This window comes from Pseudomonas sp. HLG18 (genome assembly GCF_051903985.1).
Classification (GTDB): domain Bacteria; phylum Pseudomonadota; class Gammaproteobacteria; order Pseudomonadales; family Pseudomonadaceae; genus Aquipseudomonas; species Aquipseudomonas fluorescens_BT.
This window is the reverse complement of the sequence record NZ_CP195831.1, coordinates 5,658,115-5,676,297: the sequence shown is the minus strand read 5'-3', so window position 1 is coordinate 5,676,297 and position 18,183 is coordinate 5,658,115. Positions and strand designations below refer to the sequence as shown.

12 protein-coding genes and 1 pseudogene are annotated in these 18,183 nt (G+C 60.9%); 4 read left to right on the top strand and 9 right to left on the bottom strand.

The window, feature by feature from the left end; genetic code table 11:
• Positions 1-9 precede the first annotated feature (9 nt).
• Positions 10-849 carry a 23S rRNA (adenine(2030)-N(6))-methyltransferase RlmJ gene (locus ACSPX5_RS26095; protein ID WP_085746455.1) on the bottom strand — a complete coding sequence of 280 codons (840 nt, stop codon included), beginning with the start codon at positions 847-849 and terminating at the stop codon, positions 10-12.
• 233 nt (positions 850-1,082) lie between these two features.
• Between ACSPX5_RS26095 and ACSPX5_RS26090 the strand changes: the two genes are divergently transcribed.
• Positions 1,083-1,496 carry a hypothetical protein gene (locus ACSPX5_RS26090; RefSeq protein ID WP_323161127.1) on the top strand — a complete coding sequence of 138 codons (414 nt, stop codon included), beginning with the start codon at positions 1,083-1,085 and terminating at the stop codon, positions 1,494-1,496.
• 302 nt (positions 1,497-1,798) lie between these two features.
• Here ACSPX5_RS26090 and ACSPX5_RS26085 read toward each other — a convergent pair whose 3' ends face one another.
• From ACSPX5_RS26085 to putP, 4 genes are all read right to left on the bottom strand, one after another.
• Entirely contained in the window at positions 1,799-2,116 is a 318-nt protein-coding gene (locus ACSPX5_RS26085) for a hypothetical protein (RefSeq protein WP_323161126.1), read from the bottom strand.
• A 331-nt stretch (positions 2,117-2,447) separates the two neighbouring features.
• Positions 2,448-3,155, bottom strand: coding sequence for a DUF4123 domain-containing protein (locus ACSPX5_RS26080; RefSeq protein ID WP_439820531.1), 708 nt, complete (start codon positions 3,153-3,155; stop codon positions 2,448-2,450).
• Positions 3,145-5,160: a type VI secretion system Vgr family protein gene (locus ACSPX5_RS26075; RefSeq protein ID WP_439820530.1), complete on the bottom strand. Its 2,016-nt coding sequence runs from the start codon at positions 5,158-5,160 to the stop codon at positions 3,145-3,147. The genes ACSPX5_RS26080 and ACSPX5_RS26075 overlap by 11 nt, the downstream gene beginning before the upstream one ends.
• A 227-nt stretch (positions 5,161-5,387) precedes the next feature.
• Positions 5,388-6,872: a sodium/proline symporter PutP gene (gene putP / locus ACSPX5_RS26070; protein WP_169428546.1), complete on the bottom strand. Its 1,485-nt coding sequence runs from the start codon at positions 6,870-6,872 to the stop codon at positions 5,388-5,390.
• A 459-nt stretch (positions 6,873-7,331) separates the two neighbouring features.
• On the opposite strand from putP, the gene putA reads away from it, so the two are divergent.
• Positions 7,332-11,285 carry a trifunctional transcriptional regulator/proline dehydrogenase/L-glutamate gamma-semialdehyde dehydrogenase gene (gene putA, locus ACSPX5_RS26065; protein ID WP_439820529.1) on the top strand — a complete coding sequence of 1,318 codons (3,954 nt, stop codon included), beginning with the start codon at positions 7,332-7,334 and terminating at the stop codon, positions 11,283-11,285.
• Between the two features lie 143 nt (positions 11,286-11,428).
• Entirely contained in the window at positions 11,429-13,231 is a 1,803-nt protein-coding gene (locus ACSPX5_RS26060) for an acyl-CoA dehydrogenase (RefSeq protein WP_439820528.1), read from the top strand.
• Positions 13,232-13,447: 216 nt separating this feature from the next.
• Here the strand turns inward: ACSPX5_RS26060 and ACSPX5_RS26055 are convergent, their stop codons facing one another.
• From ACSPX5_RS26055 to ACSPX5_RS26040, 4 genes and pseudogenes are all read right to left on the bottom strand, one after another.
• Positions 13,448-14,179 carry a methyl-accepting chemotaxis protein gene (locus ACSPX5_RS26055; protein WP_425273009.1) on the bottom strand — a complete coding sequence of 244 codons (732 nt, stop codon included), beginning with the start codon at positions 14,177-14,179 and terminating at the stop codon, positions 13,448-13,450.
• 135 nt (positions 14,180-14,314) lie between these two features.
• Positions 14,315-15,340 (bottom strand): annotated as a pseudogene (locus tag ACSPX5_RS26050) (cache domain-containing protein); the annotation flags it as partial.
• Between the two features lie 144 nt (positions 15,341-15,484).
• Positions 15,485-15,787 (bottom strand): cell division protein ZapA, encoded by a 303-nt coding sequence (locus tag ACSPX5_RS26045; protein WP_064592966.1) that lies wholly within the window; start codon positions 15,785-15,787, stop codon positions 15,485-15,487.
• Positions 15,784-16,014 (bottom strand): cell division protein ZapB, encoded by a 231-nt coding sequence (locus ACSPX5_RS26040; RefSeq protein WP_207867248.1) that lies wholly within the window; start codon positions 16,012-16,014, stop codon positions 15,784-15,786. Before ACSPX5_RS26040 ends, ACSPX5_RS26045 begins: the two co-directional genes overlap by 4 nt.
• A 279-nt stretch (positions 16,015-16,293) precedes the next feature.
• On the opposite strand from ACSPX5_RS26040, the gene ACSPX5_RS26035 reads away from it, so the two are divergent.
• Positions 16,294-17,919, top strand: coding sequence for a methyl-accepting chemotaxis protein (locus tag ACSPX5_RS26035; RefSeq protein WP_439820527.1), 1,626 nt, complete (start codon positions 16,294-16,296; stop codon positions 17,917-17,919).
• Positions 17,920-18,183: the final 264 nt, after the last annotated feature.

The window sequence follows — 18,183 nt, the reverse complement described above, 5'->3', positions numbered from 1 at the left end:
GACGGCTGATCAGCTTTCGGCGATCAACCAATCCATCTGCCACCCACCCTGGGTTTGCCCAAGTTTCTTGGACAGCCACGGCAGCAGCTCACGCAACTCCTCCTCCAGCCCCCACGGCGGATTGGCAATCGCCAGTCCGGAGCCGTTCAGGCTGTTCGGCGTGTCCAGCGGATGCACCAGCAGCTCGACCCGCAGCAACTTCGGCGCACCGGTGCCGGCCAGATCCTGATAGAAACGACGCAGTGCGCGCTGGTCCTTCACCGGATACCAGATGGCCGCCACAGTCTGGCGCATCCGACCGATTGCCTCTTTCATCGACGCCGCACAACGCTGCATTTCATCGAGCTGTTCGAACGGCGGATCAATCAACATCACCGCGCGCTTCTCCTGCACCGGCAACATGGCGCGGGCGACATGCCAGCCCTCACCCAGATGCACCTTTACCCGACGGTCACCGGCCATGTTCTCCTTGAGCTGCACGCCGTCTTCGGGGTGCTTCTCGTTGAGCATCACCCGATCCTGCGGTCGGGTCAGACGCCGCGCCAGCTCCGGCGAGCCCGGGTAATAGCGCAGCTGGCCATCCGGGTTCATCTCGTGCAGCACTTTCATGTAGTCAGCGGTCAACGCCGGCAGATCCGGCTGATCCCACAACCGCGCGATGCCTTCCAGGTACTCGCCGGTACGGTTGGCCTGATCGCCCTGCAGGTCATACAGACCAATGCCGGCGTGGCTGTCGAGATAGGCAAACGGCTGCTCCTTGCGCGACATCAGGGCGATGAGGCGGGTCAAGGTCAGGTGTTTGAACACATCGGCGTGATTGCCGGCATGGAAGGCGTGACGATAATTCATGGCTGCTCCTGCGAGGGCCGTGAAGTTTACCTTTTACCGGGCGGCAAGTCAGGGGTTGGGGGCTGAGTGGGTGGTCTTGCTGTCGGGTACATCCTTGAGAAGCCCCTCACCCTAACCCTCTCCCACTGGGCGGTCCGACGTTTCGGGAGGGTTAGGCGGGCAGCGTTCCGATGAGGGCTATCGATCTATGGAGTTACACTCGTTCACCAAGCCCGACAGGAAGTCAAAAACAAATGCGTCGCCCGATCATCTCTCTATTGTGCCTGCTCAGCTCATACCAAATCGTTGCCAGCGAAGGCCGTACTGAACAAGCTCGTCAGAACCTCAAGAACTACGGCCTGAGCCACTGCATCCTGGCGCCATTCAAAGAGCATTCCGCAATGAAAAAGGACATTGAACTGTCCGCCGGAGCCTACTCGTTCATGGGCAAAGGCCTGCACACCATTGTTCAGAATGAGGACACGCTGGAGGTCACGCATGATCCGTATGCCGAGACAGAGAAACACATGGCAGACGCCTACCTCAAAACATCCTCGACCAGCAAACAGACTGGTAAAAACATAGTTTTCTATTCTTGTCTGGAAATTTATAACTCCCCGGAATTTGACGCTTTCATCAAGTCGCAGGATCGGTATCTGCAAAACTGAAATCTTCTCGCCTGACTAAATGATCCTTTCAAACCCGATGCTGGAAAGATCTTTGAGAAGGGCTGAGTGGGTGGCCTTGCTGTCGGGTACATCCTGAGAAGCCCCCTCACCCTAACCCTCTCCCGGAGGGAGAGGGGACTGACCGAGGTGATCTTTCGGTTTGCATCGACCTGAAAAATCACCGCGACCTAAGGCTTGGCCAAGCCAAGTTCACCACCGAAGTTGCAGGTCGGCGTACGTCACCTATTCACCTTGGTCGGTCCCCTCTCCTCGGGGAGAGGGCTAGGGTGAGGGGATGGGATCTAAGGCCGGTCACGCAACCTGCGGCCAATCACATCCAAGACATCGCAGCCGTCACGCAGTGGAATCACGCAGAGCTGGGCGAAGTCGCTGAGGATGACCGAGTCGCACTCGACCGAGCCGCGCATGCACATGTTTTCCAGGACCTGGATCACGGCGCGGATGCGGTAGTTGGCGGCGTCCATCAGGATGTCGAGCGGGGCGTGGGTGTCGATGAACAGGGTGGGCATGTCGTTGCAGTTGCTGGTCAGCGCCATGAGGCGGTTGTCGGGGTGGGGGATGAAGGGCTCGTAGGGTGGATCTGGATGAAGCGTGCTCATTGTTTAATCCTCTGGTAGTGAAAGAGGCGCACACCGTTTCCCTCCTACAGGATTGGGTGGCAGCCATGCGCGGGGTAGGAGGACTGAGACCAGAGCACTCAGCCACGCCGAAGCGTGCCCGCGCATAACCGCCGCAAAAGATCTTACGGTCGAGCGAAGACTGCCGCAAATCGGGCAACGACGCTTATGCACTGCTCTGGAATCAGGGCTCCTACGCCCTTTCTCCACACTTGCGGAGACAGCCAAAGACTATCCCCGCACCACCGCGCCCACCAGTTCACGCAAACCGCCGCAACTCGCAGGAAACGTCCGAAGCCTTTGCCCGGAAATTTCACTCTGACTCGTCCCGCAAGTAGTCCAGCAAAGCCGAAGCCGACGACTCGTCCGACGCTGAAACCGCAAAAAACCTGACAACCTTGCAGCGCAGGACATCGGCGGGAAACGCCTCGAACAACGCCGGCCGCTCCTCGCTCAACCACTGCAAGGTGTTGTTGATCCGGGCATCACCGCCGAATTGCGCCAGCTGTTTTTCCGGCACCGACCACCAGGGAAACTCTCGACCCGAGACCTGCGCCCTACCCCCGATCTCGACGGCCTGACCGTTGATCAAGCCTCGCGTGAGAACCGGCAGCAATTGCCCGGCATCCACCTCGGACGACTCAAGGATCGGCAACAAAAACCGCCCATCCCAGAACCGGAAAAACACCGCTTTCCCGTCCGGCATCAGCACCTGAGTCAAACTGCGAAAGTGCTCGGCCACCACCTCAAGCCCCGCCGAAGAAACCACCAGCCAACCCCAGTCGCGAGACTCCGTGGTCGCCACCCAATCCAGAAACTCACTGTCCGCGTCGACGATTCCCACGTAGGGCATCACCGCATCCCACTCGGCGTAGATCGTTTCCGCCCAGACCGGTTTCGGCATCTGCGCTTTCAGCGGCCAGGCCTTCAGCGGCTCTGCCGCACTGGCGCTGCTGAAAATCGCGAACAACTGCTCCGACGGCTTCAGCGGCACATCCTTCAACCATTGATCAGGCTGCACAGACACCACCTTTGCAGCGCTCGCATTCTTCACAGAACGGCGCATCACCCTTCAGGCTCATGATTTGCGCGGCAGTCAGAATCGCAGCCGGTGCCGCCACCAGTGTTTCCGGCAACCCCGGCACTGTCGGCGCCGCACTCATCGCCGCCATCGGCGCACCACCCACCACAATCGGCACGCTGCTGAAGATCCCGCCGGGGCCGATGTTGATCCACTGCCCGCCCGCCTGAATCGTTGCGCTCGCCCCGCCGTCGATCACCACCTGCTGGCCGGCGCTGACGTGGAATTGAGCACTGGCGTTGATCGCCTGATTGCTCACGCGAATGTGCCGGTCGCCGGTCACCGTGAGGTGGTCGTCCTGCCTCACTTCAGTCTGTCGCTGGCCGTGGGTGATGTGCTGCTCATCGGCCTTCAGTTCATGCCTGGCAAGACCCGTGACAACGACGCTGCGCTGGTTATCCACCTGCACCTGCTGATTATTCAGCACATGCTGCGTCCAGTTTCGCTGGGCCCGCAGGTAGATTTCCTCGGCCCCCTGGCGATCCTCGATGCGCAATTCGTTGTAGCCCCCACCGCCGGGACTGCTCTGGCTGCGGAAAATACTGCGGGTCTTGTCGGCCGGCAGATCAAGCGGCACCGGCGTGGCGGCGTTCGGCAGGCAACCCATGACCAGCGGTTTGTCGGCATCCGAATCGATGAACCCCACCAGCACTTCCATGCCGACCCGGGGAATCAGCACGCTGCCATAACGGTCGTGAGCCCAACCGCTGGCAACCCGCAGCCAGCAACTGGAATGCTCGTTGAGTTCACCGTCGCGATCCCAGGCCAATTGCACCTTGACCCGGCCGTACTCGTCGCAATGGATTTCACTGTCTTTCGGGCCAGTGACCACGGCCGGTTGATAGCCGAGCATGCGTGGTTTTTCCGGGCCCATCGGCGGGCGAAAGAACACGTCCCACGGCGTGGCGAGAAAGGTATTACGGTAACCCTGGAATTCATCACCTTCGCTGGTCACCGATTCCTCCAGCACTTGCGGCTGTCGGCCATGGTGTTCGAGCGAGGTCAGCAGCCAGAGGTCATTCAAATCCTGGCGCGGATGCTCGGTCAGTTGCAGGAAATGTCCACTGACCAAGGCAGATTGATCGCTGCGCCCCTCGGCCTGACGGTAGTCGGCGACATGGCGCTCAAGCGTGCGCCGGGCCAGTTGCTTGCCGGTTTCGCGCTCGGTGAACTGGCCGGGAAAGTGGTAATCCTCCAGCACCGGGCGCTGTTCGCTTTCGGCGCGACCTTGCAGCGCCAGCCGGGGTTTGGTGAAGTCGTAATCTCGTCGGGTGACCACGCTGGTGCGGGTTTCAACGCGTACGGTGAAACGCTTGATCGCCGGCGCCGCCGCAGCCATGCCGCTGCCCGGCAGGTACAGCGTCGGCTCGGCCAGACGCGGGAACACCGTTTGATCGTCGCCGAACACCAACAGATGCCCGTCCGGACTGTGCTGAAAATGGAAATGAATGCCGACTTCGGCACACAGGCGCCGGATAAACGCCAGATCGCTCTCGGCGTACTGCACGCAATACTCACGCGGCGGGTAATCGCTGCCGAGGCGAAATTCGAAGGCATCGCGCAGGATCGCGTGATCCTTGAGGATCCGCGTCACGATCTGCGGCACGCTTTGATGCTGGAAGATGCGCTGATTGATCCGGTGGCCAAGATAGGCCAGGCGCGGAACAAGACTGACGTGATAGCGAGTCAGACGCTTGCCGGAATCCCCCTGCCCGACCCGATAGATCTGACCGTGAATACCGGAACCCTCTTCATCAAAACTCAGAAACGCCTGACAGTGCAGCAGGCTCTCCAAATCCAGATCCGGTCGCTCGCTGACCAGTTCCAGGTCGAAGCGAAAGGGTTGGCTGATGGCTTCCTTGCCCGTGAACTCAAGGACTTTGAGATCAAACTGGGCGCCTTCGACGGTCAACGTGAAACGCGGTTGATTGGCAGGCGCGAACATCCGATGTCTCTCTGCAGAATGAGGGCGGGCGATTCTGCATGAGGGGCAAGGGGTGCAGGACGGGTGACTGAAAAATCAGATTTCCCCTACTTGAAACTTCGATCTCCCCTTCAAAAATCAAAGCATTCGACTACAGACTTTCCTTTCAAAAAAAATCGCAGGCACAAAAAAGGCCCGCTTCCGGGTAGGAAACGGGCCGTTTTCTTGTGAGCCTCAGCTCATTCCCATCACTTGTTCAGATGGAAATCCTTCTCGGCCGCTTCAAAGCGCTGAACCATGCCGGCGCTCGGCTGTCCCATCAGGCTGACGAAGTAGATCGCCAGGCTGGCGAAGATGAAGCCCGGGATGATTTCGTACAGACCCAGCAGCTCGAAGTGCTTCCACACGATCACGGTGATTGCGCCGACCAGGATGCCGGCCAGTGCGCCGTCACGGGTCATTTTCTTCCAGATCACCGAGATCAGTACCACAGGACCGAAGGCTGCACCGAAACCGGCCCAGGCGTAGGACACCAGACCCAGTACACGGTTGTCCGGGTTGGCGGCCAGAGCAATGGCGACCAGCGCAACCAACAGCACCATGGCGCGCCCGACCCACACCAGCTCAACCTGAGAAGCGCTCTTGCGCAGGAAAGCCTTGTAGAAGTCTTCGGTCAGGGCGCTCGAGCACACCAGTAACTGGCAGCTCAGGGTGCTCATTACCGCCGCCAGAATGGCCGACAGCAGCACACCGGCGATCCACGGGTTGAACAGGATCTTCGCCAGTTCGATAAACACGCGCTCGTGGTTCTCGGTCACTGGACCCGCGACTTCCGGGTGCGCCGAGAAGTAGGCGATACCGAAGAAGCCCACGGCCACGGTGCCACCCAGGCACAGGATCATCCAGGTCATGGAGATGCGACGGGCGTTGGCGATCGACTTCACCGAATCAGCGGCCATGAAGCGCGCCAGAATGTGCGGCTGGCCGAAGTAGCCCAATCCCCAGCCCATCAGCGAAATGATGCCGATGAAGGTGGTGCCCTTGAGCATGTCGAAGTTGCTTGGGTCCTGTGCTTCGATGGCCAGGAACGTGGTGTCCACACCGCCGGTGGCCAGCAGCACGATGATCGGCGTCAGCAGCAGGGCGAAGATCATCAGGGTGGCTTGTACAGTATCGGTCCAGCTCACCGCGAGGAAACCGCCGACGAAGGTGTAGGCAATCGTCGCCGCAGCACCGGCCCACAGCGCGGTCTCGTAGGACATGCCGAAGGTGCTTTCGAACAGACGGGCGCCGGCCACGATGCCGGAAGCGCAGTAGATGGTGAAGAACACCAGAATCACGACTGCCGAAATGATACGCAGCAGACCGCTTTTGTCTTCGAAACGGCTGGAGAAGTAGTCCGGCAGGGTCAGCGCGTCACCGTTGTGTTCGGTTTGAACACGCAGGCGACCGGCAACGAACAGCCAGTTCAGGTAGGCACCGACGATCAGGCCGATGGCGATCCAGCTTTCGGACAGACCGGACATGTAGATGGCGCCCGGCAGGCCCATCAGCAGCCAGCCGCTCATGTCGGAAGCGCCGGCGGACAATGCGGTCACCACGCTGCCCAGGCTGCGGCCGCCCAGAATATAGTCGGAAAGGTTGTTGGTGGAGCGATAGGCCATGAAGCCGATCAGCACCATTGCTGCGATGTAGATCACGAACGTGATCAGGGTTGGATTGCTTGCGCTCATTACGTACGTGCCCTGGCTTTGTTTTTATGTAGCGGCGGCAGTTGCACCGTTTACAGACTGACGTCTGACAGACGATTCGCACGGCCGCGCATTTATGACCAATGTTTCCCCAGGAAAGCCATTGGCCGGTAAACCGGTTTTTCCCGGTTGCACCTTGGGCGCGAATCCTATGCAACAAAGCAAAAGAGGTGCAACCAGTTTCTTGGGAATTAGTTGCACCTGCGTCGGATTTTCCACCGAAAACTGCCGATTTTGCGCGACTCCGGTGCATTAACACCCGTTCATCTGCCTTGAAAGCACCGATCTAGAGCGGCCATCGAAAAGCTGAAATTTATTCCTGACAAGCTGCCGAATATTCCGACAAAAAAAGGGTTGCACCCGGTTGCACCTCTTTCAGCTCGCAGCTAATCTTGCCGCCAGCTGTTGTCGCGCAACTGCGGCACCTATGAGGATAAAAATATGGCTACCACCACCCTTGGGGTCAAACTTGACGACCCGACCCGCGAGCGCCTGAAGGCCGCCGCAACCTCGATTGATCGCACACCGCACTGGCTGATCAAGCAGGCAATTTTCAATTACCTGGAAAAACTCGAGGGTGGTGCAACCCTGACTGAGCTGAACGGTTTGACCGCCAAGGACGCCGACGACGCGGGCGAAGTCCACACCGATCACGCTCACCAATGCTTCCTCGAATTCGCCGAAAGCATCCTGCCGCAATCGGTGCTGCGCGCTTCGATCACCGCCGCTTACCGCCGCCCTGAGCCGGAAGTCGTGCCGATGCTGATCGAGCAGGCTCGCCTGCCGGCACCGATGGCCGAAGCCACCAACAAACTCGCCGCAACCATCGCGGAAAAACTGCGTAACCAGAAGAGTGCCGGCGGTCGTGCAGGCATTGTTCAGGGTCTGTTGCAGGAATTTTCCCTGTCGTCCCAGGAAGGCGTGGCGCTGATGTGCCTGGCCGAAGCGCTGCTGCGTATCCCGGACAAGGGCACTCGCGATGCGCTGATCCGCGACAAGATCAGCACCGGCAACTGGCAGCCACACCTGGGCAACAGCCCGTCGCTGTTCGTCAACGCCGCGACCTGGGGCCTGCTGCTGACCGGCAAACTGGTGTCGACCCACAACGAAGCCGGCCTGACTTCGTCCCTGAGCCGCATCATCGGCAAGAGCGGCGAACCGATGATCCGCAAGGGCGTCGACATGGCCATGCGCCTGATGGGCGAGCAGTTCGTGACCGGCGAAACCATCGCCGAAGCCTTGGCCAATGCGAGCAAGTTCGAAGCCAAGGGCTTCCGCTATTCCTACGACATGCTCGGTGAAGCGGCGCTGACCGAACACGACGCCCAGAAGTACCTGGCCTCGTACGAACAAGCCATTCACTCGATCGGTAAAGCGTCCCATGGCCGTGGGATTTATGAAGGCCCGGGCATCTCGATCAAGCTGTCAGCCCTGCACCCGCGTTACAGCCGCGCCCAGTACGAGCGCGTGATGGACGAGCTGTACCCGCGCCTGCTGTCGCTGACCCTGCTGGCCAAGCAATACGACATCGGCCTGAACATCGACGCCGAAGAAGCCGACCGCCTGGAGCTGTCGCTGGATCTGCTCGAGCGCCTGTGCTTCGAGCCGCAACTGACTGGCTGGAACGGCATCGGTTTCGTGATCCAGGCCTACCAGAAGCGTTGCCCGTACGTGATCGACTACGTGATCGACCTGGCGCGCCGCAGCCGTCATCGCCTGATGATCCGTCTGGTGAAAGGCGCGTACTGGGACAGCGAAATCAAGCGCGCCCAGGTCGAAGGCCTGGAAGGCTATCCGGTCTACACCCGCAAGGTGTACACCGACGTTTCCTACATCGCCTGCGCCCGCAAACTGCTGTCGGTACCGGAAGTCATCTACCCGCAGTTCGCCACGCACAACGCCCACACCCTGTCGGCGATTTATCACATTGCCGGTCAGAACTATTACCCGGGCCAGTACGAATTCCAGTGCCTGCACGGCATGGGCGAACCGTTGTACGAGCAGGTTGTAGGCAAGGTTTCCGAAGGCAAGCTGAACCGTCCGTGCCGCGTGTACGCTCCGGTCGGCACCCACGAGACCCTGCTGGCGTATCTGGTACGTCGTCTGCTGGAAAACGGCGCCAACACCTCGTTCGTCAACCGTATCGCCGACCAGTCGATTTCGATTCAGGAGCTGGTGGCCGATCCGGTGGCACAGATCGAGCAGATGGCGACCGTGGAGGGTGGCTTCGGCCTGCCGCACCCGCGCATCCCGCTGCCGCGTGACCTGTATGGCTCCGAGCGCGCCAACTCTGCCGGCATCGACATGGCCAACGAACATCGTCTGGCGTCGCTGTCCTGCGCCCTGCTGGCCACCGCGCACAACAACTGGAAAGCCGCGCCGATGCTCGGTTGCGCCTCCAGCAACGAAGCGCCGGCACCGGTGCTGAACCCGTCCGATCTGCGTGACGTGGTCGGCCATGTGCAGGAAGCCACGGTCGAAGACGTCGACAACGCCATTCAATGCGCCCTGAACGCCGCACCGATCTGGCAGGCCACCCCGCCCGCCGAACGTGCGGCGATTCTGGAACGCGCCGCTGACCTGATGGAAGGCGAGATCCAGCCGCTGATGGGCCTGCTGGCTCGCGAAGCCGGCAAGACCTTCGCCAACGCCATCGCCGAAGTCCGCGAAGCCGTCGACTTCCTGCGTTACTACGCGGTGCAGGCGCGCAACGATTTCAGCAACGACGCTCACCGCCCACTGGGTCCGGTGGTGTGCATCAGCCCGTGGAACTTCCCGCTGGCCATCTTCAGCGGTCAAGTCGCCGCCGCACTGGCCGCCGGTAACCCGGTACTGGCCAAACCGGCCGAACAGACTCCGCTGGTCGCCGCACAAGCCGTGCGTCTGTTGCTCGAAGCCGGGATTCCGGAAGGCGTGCTGCAACTGCTGCCGGGTCGCGGTGAAACCGTCGGCGCCGGTCTGGTGGGCGATGAGCGCGTCAAGGGCGTGATGTTCACCGGTTCCACCGAAGTAGCCCGCCTGTTGCAACGCAACATCGCCGGTCGCCTCGACAACCAGGGCCGTCCGATTCCGCTGATCGCCGAAACCGGTGGCCAGAACGCGATGATCGTCGACTCTTCGGCCCTGACCGAACAAGTAGTGATTGACGTGGTGTCGTCGGCTTTCGACAGCGCCGGTCAGCGTTGCTCGGCCCTGCGTGTCCTGTGCTTGCAGGAAGATTCCGCTGATCGCGTCATCGAAATGCTCAAGGGCGCGATGGCTGAAAGCCGTCTCGGCAACCCGGAGCGTCTGTCCGTAGACATTGGCCCGGTAATCGACGCCGAAGCCAAGGCCGGTATCGAGAAGCACATCCAGGGCATGCGCGACAAAGGTCGCAACGTGTACCAGGTGGCCATTGCCGATGCCGAGGAAATCAAACGCGGCACCTTCGTCATGCCGACCCTGATCGAACTGGAAAGCTTCGACGAACTGCAACGCGAGATCTTCGGCCCGGTGCTGCACGTGGTGCGCTACAAGCGTAAAGAGATCGACCAGTTGATCGCCCAGATCAACGCCTCCGGTTATGGCCTGACCCTCGGCGTGCACACCCGCATCGACGAGACCATCGCCAAGGTGATCGACAACGTCAATGCCGGTAACGTCTACGTCAACCGCAACATCGTCGGCGCGGTGGTCGGCGTCCAGCCGTTTGGTGGCGAAGGCCTGTCGGGTACCGGTCCGAAGGCCGGTGGCCCGCTGTACCTGTACCGTCTGCTGTCGACGCGTCCTGCCGATGCCATCGAACAATCCTTCGCTCGCGGTGATGCTGCCGCAGCACCGGACGTTCGTCTGCGCGACGCCATGAGCAAACCGCTGACCGCCCTGAAAGCCTGGGCCGACAGCAACAAGTTCGCCGACCTGAGCACCCTGTGCGTGCAGTACGCAGCGCAGTCGCAAAGCGGTATCACCCGCGTACTGGCCGGCCCGACCGGCGAGAAGAACAGCTACGCGATCCTGCCGCGCGAGCACGTGCTGTGCCTGGCGGACATCGAAGGTGATCTGCTGACCCAACTCGCTGCAGTACTGGCGGTAGGCGGTTCGGCAGTCTGGCCGGAATCCGACACCAGCAAGGCATTGTTCGCACGCCTGCCAAAGGAAATTCAGGCGCGGATCAAACTGGTTTCCGACTGGAACAAGGACGACGTGGTGTTCGATGCGGTTCTGCATCACGGCCATTCCGACCAGTTGCGTGCGGTCTGCCAGCAGATCGCCACGCGTGCCGGCGCCATTGTCGGGGTTCAGGGCCTGTCCCAGGGCGAGACCAACATTGCGCTGGAGCGCCTGGTGATCGAGCGTGCGTTGAGCGTCAACACCGCAGCGGCGGGTGGTAACGCCAGCCTGATGACCATCGGTTAATCAGCGACTCTGCCAGCCACCTGAAAATGGGCGCCCTCACCGGCGCCCATTTTTTTGGCCTCTCCATCACCGTTATCAATCTTCCTGTTCAGCCTTTATTCGCACGCCTAGACTCGGCCCATTCCAAAAAAAGGTAGGCCGCCATGTCCGAGACGCTGCTCAGTTCCCGCAATCTGGCTTTCGAGCTGTACGAAGTCCTCGATGCCGAGGGCCTGACCCGGCGCGAGCGGTTTGCCGAGCACAACCGCGAAACCTTCGATGCCGCCATCGGCACGGCGCGCAACATCGCCGAGAAGTACTTCGCGCCGCACAACCGCAAGGGCGACGAGAACGAGCCGCGCTACGAGAACGGTCAGGCAATTCTGATTCCCGAGGTGAAACCGGCGGTGGATGCCTTCCTCGAAGCCGGATTCCTCAACGCGGCGCGCAGTTTCGACACCGGCGGCATGCAACTTCCTACGCTGTTGTCCCAGGCCTGCTTCGCCCACTTCCAGTCGGCGAACGCGGCTTCGACGTCGTATCCGTTCCTGACCATGGGTGCGGCCAATCTGATCGAAAGCTTCGGCACCGAAGAGCAGAAACAGCGCTTCCTGCAACCGATGATCGACGGCCGCTTCTTCGGCACCATGGCCCTGACCGAACCTCATGCCGGTTCGTCGCTGTCGGATATTCGTACACGCGCAGAACCGGCGTCCGACGGCACTTATCGCCTCAAGGGCAACAAGATCTTCATTTCCGGCGGCGATCACCCGCTCTCGGAAAACATCGTGCACATGGTGCTGGCCAAGCTGCCGGACGCGCCGGCCGGGGTGAAGGGTATTTCGCTGTTTATCGTACCCAAGTTTCTGGTCAACGATGACGGCAGCCTCGGCAAGCGCAACGACGTGCTGCTGGCCGGGCTGTTCCACAAGATGGGCTGGCGCGGGACGACGTCCACAGCGCTGAATTTCGGCGATAACGGCGAGTGCGTCGGCTATCTGGTGGGCAAGCCGCACCACGGTTTGAGCTACATGTTCCAGATGATGAATGAGGCGCGGATTGGCGTCGGCATGGGCGCGGTGATGCTCGGTTACGCCGGTTACCTGTACTCGCTGGAGTACGCTCGCGAGCGTCCACAGGGCCGGGTGCCGGACAGCAAGGACCCGACGACGGCACCGGTGGCGATCATCCAGCACGCGGATGTCAGACGCATGCTGCTGACGCAGAAGTCCTACGTTGAAGGGGCGTTCGATCTCGGCCTGTATGCGGCGCGACTGTTCGATGACACCACCACGCTTGAGTCCGAAGCGGAGCGCAAACAGGCCCACGAACTGCTGGACTTGCTGACCCCGATCGTCAAATCCTGGCCGTCGGAGTTCTGCCTGAAGGCCAACGAACTGGCGATCCAGATTCTCGGCGGCCACGGTTACACCCGCGAGTACCCGGTGGAGCAGTACTACCGCGACAACCGCCTGAACCCGATCCACGAAGGCACCCACGGCATTCAGTCGCTGGACTTGCTGGGACGCAAACTGGCGCAGAACGGTGGCGCCGGGCTCAAGCAGCTGATTCGCCTGATCGCCGACACCGCCGAGCGTGCAGTGGCGTTCGAGTCGTTGACCGCACTGCGTGAACCGCTGGAGAAACTGGTCGCACGCCTGCAGACAGTGACCATCGGTCTGCTGACCGATCTGGCACAGGGCAAGGTCAACAGCAGTCTGGCGAATTCGGCGCTGTACCTGAAAGTGTTCGGGCATGCGGTGATTGGCTGGCGCTGGCTGGAGCAGGCGATTAGGGCGGAGGAAGGTTTGGCCAAGGGGAATGCGGCGGATGTCGACTTCTATAAGGGCAAGTTGCAGGCGGCGCGGTATTTCCTGACGTGGGAAGTGCCGGGGTGTCAGCATGAGCTGGCGTTGCTGGAGGCGCGGGATGATACGTGTCTGGCAATGCAGGACGCATGGTTCTGATCATTGACCGAGTGAAACCCGGCCCTCACCCCAGCCCTCTCCCAAAGGGAGAGGGGGCCGACCGAGTTGTCTTGCGCTAAACATCGACCTGAACGACCGAGTCGATTATGGATTCAAAACCGATATTTCAAGTCGGTGAACCTCTTCAATATCCCCCTATCCGTCCCCTCTCCCTCCGGGAGAGGGCTAGGGTGAGGGGCTTTTCAGATCCAGCACTCAACTCAACTTGAACCCACCCATCTGCCGCGCCAGGTCATCCGCCAGCCGCTGCAACATCTGGCAATCCTCACGACACGCCCGAACCTCCCCCGCCGTCGCCCGGGCCAGATCGGAAATCCCCTGTACGTTACGGTTGATCTCCTCGGTCACCGCTGACTGCTCCTCGGTCGCCGTCGCCACCTGATGGTTCATGTCACTGATGCGCTCGACCTGCCCGGTAATCGCAGTCAAAGAAGCCCCGGTACGCTGGCTCGACTCAACCCCAGTCCCCGTCGCGGCCTGCCCGGTGCGCATCGAAGACACCGCATTCTCCGCGCCCTGCTTGAGGCTGCCGATCATCTGCTGGATCTCGTCGGTTGAAGCCTGGGTGCGGCGCGCCAAGGTGCGCACTTCATCGGCCACCACCGCAAAACCACGCCCCATGTCCCCGGCCCGCGCCGCTTCAATCGCCGCATTCAACGCCAACAGGTTGGTCTGCTCGGACACCCCGCGAATCACCGCCAGCACTTGATCGATCGACGCCACCTGATGCGCCAGCTCACCCACCGCGCCAGCGGCAACGCCGATTTCATCGGACATGCTTTCTATATGGCGAATCGAGCCGCCGACCACTTCCCGCGCCTGCATCGCCTCATCGCGGGCGGTTTGCGAGGCAAGTGCGGCGTTGCCGGCGTTCTGGGCGATTTCCTGCACGGTCAGGCCCATTTCGTGGACGGCGGTGGCAACCATGTCGGTCATTTCCTGCTGCCGGCCGGAGCGTTCGGCGGTGTTATCCACAACCCTGGCCACCTGACCCACAGCGACACGCAGGCGCTCGCTGGTGGTCAGTACCTCGCCGATCATCCCGCGCTGGCTGTCGAGGAAACGGTTGAAGCCCCGAGCGAGGTCGCCCAGTTCATCGGCGCGGCTGGAATCTAACCGGTGAGTCAAATCTCCACCACCGCTACCGATTGCTACCAGTGCAGCTGTTACCTGACGAATCGGCCTTACCAACCCTTGGGCCAGCCAGATCACCAGCGCCAGGCAAACCAGCGCCACCGCCAGACCAATGCCGCTGCTCATCCACATCGCCCGGCGAGCTTCGGCGTAGATCTGCGACTGTGGCACTTCGGCCACCAGGGTCCAGCCGAGGTCGCGCAAAGGCAGGCTGAAGGCGAGGAAGTCTTCGCCGTCGCGCTGGAAGCTGCTGTTGGCGGCGACTTTATGGCCCATGACCGCTTGTGCTGCCGAGCCACCGATCTGCTCGCTCAAGGTGCGCTTACCGCTGAACTGCGCCTCGGGATGGACCTGGATCAATCCGTCGGAACGCACAAGATAGACCTTCCCGCGCTCGCCGAAGCTGAAGTTGTGAATCAGCTCCGACAGCTCTTTCATGCTCAGCCCGAGCCCCGCGACACCGACCACTTTGCCGGCCTGCTCGACTTTCAGGTCGATGAACAGCGCCAGCTCTCCGGTGGCCCCGTCGTTGTCGATGTTCAAGGTTCGCGACTGGTTATTGTCGAGAAACGAGTAAAACCACGCATCGGCCGGTTTGTCGCGACTGAGGGTCCGATCCAGGCCTTTTTCGGTGATGTAGTGATTGGATTCGGTGCCGATGATCAGCGCGGTAAACGCCTTGTGTTCGGCGCGGATGCCTTCCAGATACTGCGCGAAGCCCGCCGTTTTGGCGGAGTCCTCACCATCGGCCAGCCAGTCGCGGACCATGGTGTTGCTGGCGATGTCTTTGGCGGCGGTCAGGGGTTGAACGAGGATTCGTTCGATGTCGTTGCGCGTCGCTTCGATGCTCGACGGCAGGGCCTGTTCGACCAGATAGCTCTGGGCGAGGCGGTTGACCACCAGGGTATAAATGCCAACCACGATCAGAATGCTGACCAGCAGGGCGGTGCCCATACCGAGGATCAGCTGCCATTGAATACTGCGACGCCAGAACTGCATGGAGCACCCCCAAAGAATAAGAGGCTGAAACACTGCAACAGCCGTGCCGATTGTATACAGCGCAATCGACAATCTTATTCTTTGGTTGTGCGCAACCCATCAACCCTGATTGATGGTCTTGGCGATGGTCTCGACCGTGGCGCTGACTTGCTCTTGGTAACGCTCGAGTTCTTCCTGATGCTGCTTCTTCATTTCAATCTGCTGCGAGCACAGATTCATCGCCGCCAGCACCAGCAGGCGGTCGCCGATCAGGGTCGGGTATTTCTTCTTGGTGTCGGCCAGTGCGGCCTTGAGCATCAATGCGGCGTCCAGCAGGGTCTGTTCTTCCCCGGCCGGTGCCTTGATCGAATAGTCCTCCCCCATGATGGAGATGACCTTTACCCCTGCGGTACCGTGGTTCATGCGCTGACAGGACCTGCGTTGACGCGATCAACCAGGGCCTGGATGCGCGCGGCAGTGGCGCCGTGCTTTTCTTCCTGTTCCATCAGGCTCAGTTGCAGGCTTTCGTTTTCATCCTTGGCCTGGGCCAGTTCCATGGACAGGGTCTGGTTGGTTTCCGACAGGGTCTGGTTCTGTTGCACCAGGTCGCTGACGAGCTGTTCCAATTGGCTGAGGGATGCTTCCAACATTTTGATCTTCCAGGGCTTTTTCAAAGGGCGCGTACGATAAAGAAAAGTCGTCGTTGACGCCAGGGTTAAACCGGCGCAAGGCCTTGATTTTCCTGGCGGCTCGACCGTTCTTGCGAGTCTTAGAGACTGTGATCTGCCGATCTGGTTCCTGCACTTCGTCGCCCGCCCCCTCATGCGACAAATACGCGCACCGCCTCAAGACTTTAGTCGTATGACCGATAAGTCATCCAACAGCAGTCTCAGCCCGCATGGATGCGGCCCTTCCTGGTATACGCCCCCATGTCCCTTCGCAATATGAATATCGCCCCCCGGGCGTTCACCGGCTTCGCCCTGATCGGCGGCCTGATGCTGATTCTCGGCGTGTTCGCCCTGAACCAGATGAGCAAAATCCGCGGCGCCGCCGAGGACATTTCCTCCAGCAGCGTGCCAAGCATCAAAAACCTTGACGAATTCACCCAGCTGACCTTGCGTCTGCGGGTGCTGTCGTACCGTTTGCTGGTGAACCGCGAGCCGGACGTCCAGCAGAAAACCATCGAGCTGCTGGAGATGCGCAACCAGCAGATCCGCAAGGCCCAGACCGATTACGAGCCGCTGATCGGCAGCCCCGAAGAGCGTGCGGCCTACGACCAATACGTGCAGTTGCTGGGCCAGTACCGCCAGATCGAAGACCGGATGAAAAACCTGTCGCGCAACAATCAGTTCGATGAGCTGCGCAACCTGCTGAACACCCAGTTGCTCGACAACTCCGAAGCGATGAACACCGTGCTCAACCGCTTGATGCAGATCAACGGCCAGCAGATCAGCGAAACCAACCAGCAGGCCGCCGACCAGTATTCCTCGGCCTTCAATCTGGTGGTAACCCTGCTGGTGATCGCCACCGGCCTGACCTTCCTGTTCGCCTGGTTGCTGACCGCCAGCATCACCAAGCCGATCGCCAAGGCACTGGATGCGGCGGAAACCATCGCCGAAGGCAACCTGACCCAGCCGATCCACGTCGACGGCACCGACGAAGCCGGGCGCCTGCTGGCGGCCATGGCCAAGATGCAATCGAAGCTGCGCGACACTCTGCAGCGGATTTCCGGCTCGGCGACTCAACTGGCCTCCGCCGCTGAAGAGCTGAACAGCGTCACCGACGAGAGCGCCCGTGGCCTGACCCAGCAGAACAACGAAATCGAACAGGCCGCCACCGCGGTCAACGAGATGACCAGCGCCGTGGAAGAAGTTGCGCGTAACGCAGTCAGCACCTCGGAAGCCTCGAAGAACGCCACCACCTCCGCCGGCGACGGTCGCGATCTGGTGCAGGAAACCGTCAGCGCCATCGAACGCATGAGCGCCGACGTGCAGAGCACCGCGACCCTGATCGGCGATCTGGCCAACGAATCCCGCGACATCGGCAAAGTGCTGGACGTGATTCGCGGCCTGGCTGACCAGACCAACCTGCTGGCCCTCAACGCTGCAATTGAAGCGGCCCGCGCCGGTGAAGCCGGCCGTGGTTTTGCCGTGGTGGCCGACGAAGTCCGTGCCTTGGCGCACCGCACCCAGCAGTCGACCAGCGAAATCGAACGCATGATCGGCAGCATTCAGAGCGGCACCGAACACGCCGTGGACTCGATGCGCAACAGCACCGAGCGTGCCGAGTCGACATTGAACATCGCCCGTGGCGCCGGTCTGTCGCTGGACACCATCAACACCGCCATCGTCGAGATCAACGAGCGCAACCTGGTGATCGCCAGCGCCGCCGAAGAGCAGGCGCAGGTGGCGCGGGAAGTGGACCGCAACCTGGTGAACATCCGCGATCTGTCGGTGCAATCGGCAACCGGCGCGAATCAGACCAGTGCGGCGAGCAACGAGCTGTCGCGCCTGGCGCTGGATCTGAACAATATGGTTGGGCGGTTCAGCCTGTAATTTTGAGATCAAGATCAAAAGCTACCCCCTCACCCCAGCCCTCCCGAAACGTCGGACCGCCCCCAAGGGGGCGAGGGGGAAGGGAGCAGATCGGGGGGCTTTTCAGATCGTGAGTTCGACTCGCAATTGCAAGTCGGTGCAACTCGCATAAACGCCGCGATCAGTCCCCTCTCCCTCCGGGAGAGGGTTAGGGTGAGGGCAGCGGTCTGAAGCCAGGCACAACCGCTAATGACTCCGCCGCAAAAACCTTTTTGACAGCATCAC

Bases quoted from the DNA above. Each gene is read 5' to 3' on its own strand.
- ACSPX5_RS26085 (WP_323161126.1), bottom strand. From the start codon at position 2,116: ATGAGCACGCTTCATCCAGATCCACCCTACGAGCCCTTCATCCCCCAC.
- ACSPX5_RS26075 (WP_439820530.1), bottom strand. From the start codon at position 5,160: ATGTTCGCGCCTGCCAATCAACCGCGTTTCACGTTGACCGTCGAAGGC.
- ACSPX5_RS26035 (WP_439820527.1), top strand. From the start codon at position 16,294: ATGTCCCTTCGCAATATGAATATCGCCCCCCGGGCGTTCACCGGCTTC.
- ACSPX5_RS26055 (WP_425273009.1), bottom strand. From the start codon at position 14,179: ATGGTTGCCACCGCCGTCCACGAAATGGGCCTGACCGTGCAGGAAATC.
- ACSPX5_RS26095 (WP_085746455.1), bottom strand. From the start codon at position 849: ATGAATTATCGTCACGCCTTCCATGCCGGCAATCACGCCGATGTGTTC.
- putA (WP_439820529.1), top strand. From the start codon at position 7,332: ATGGCTACCACCACCCTTGGGGTCAAACTTGACGACCCGACCCGCGAG.
- ACSPX5_RS26090 (WP_323161127.1), top strand. From the start codon at position 1,083: ATGCGTCGCCCGATCATCTCTCTATTGTGCCTGCTCAGCTCATACCAA.
- ACSPX5_RS26060 (WP_439820528.1), top strand. From the start codon at position 11,429: ATGTCCGAGACGCTGCTCAGTTCCCGCAATCTGGCTTTCGAGCTGTAC.
- ACSPX5_RS26040 (WP_207867248.1), bottom strand. From the start codon at position 16,014: ATGTTGGAAGCATCCCTCAGCCAATTGGAACAGCTCGTCAGCGACCTG.
- putP (WP_169428546.1), bottom strand. From the start codon at position 6,872: ATGAGCGCAAGCAATCCAACCCTGATCACGTTCGTGATCTACATCGCA.
- ACSPX5_RS26045 (WP_064592966.1), bottom strand. From the start codon at position 15,787: ATGAACCACGGTACCGCAGGGGTAAAGGTCATCTCCATCATGGGGGAG.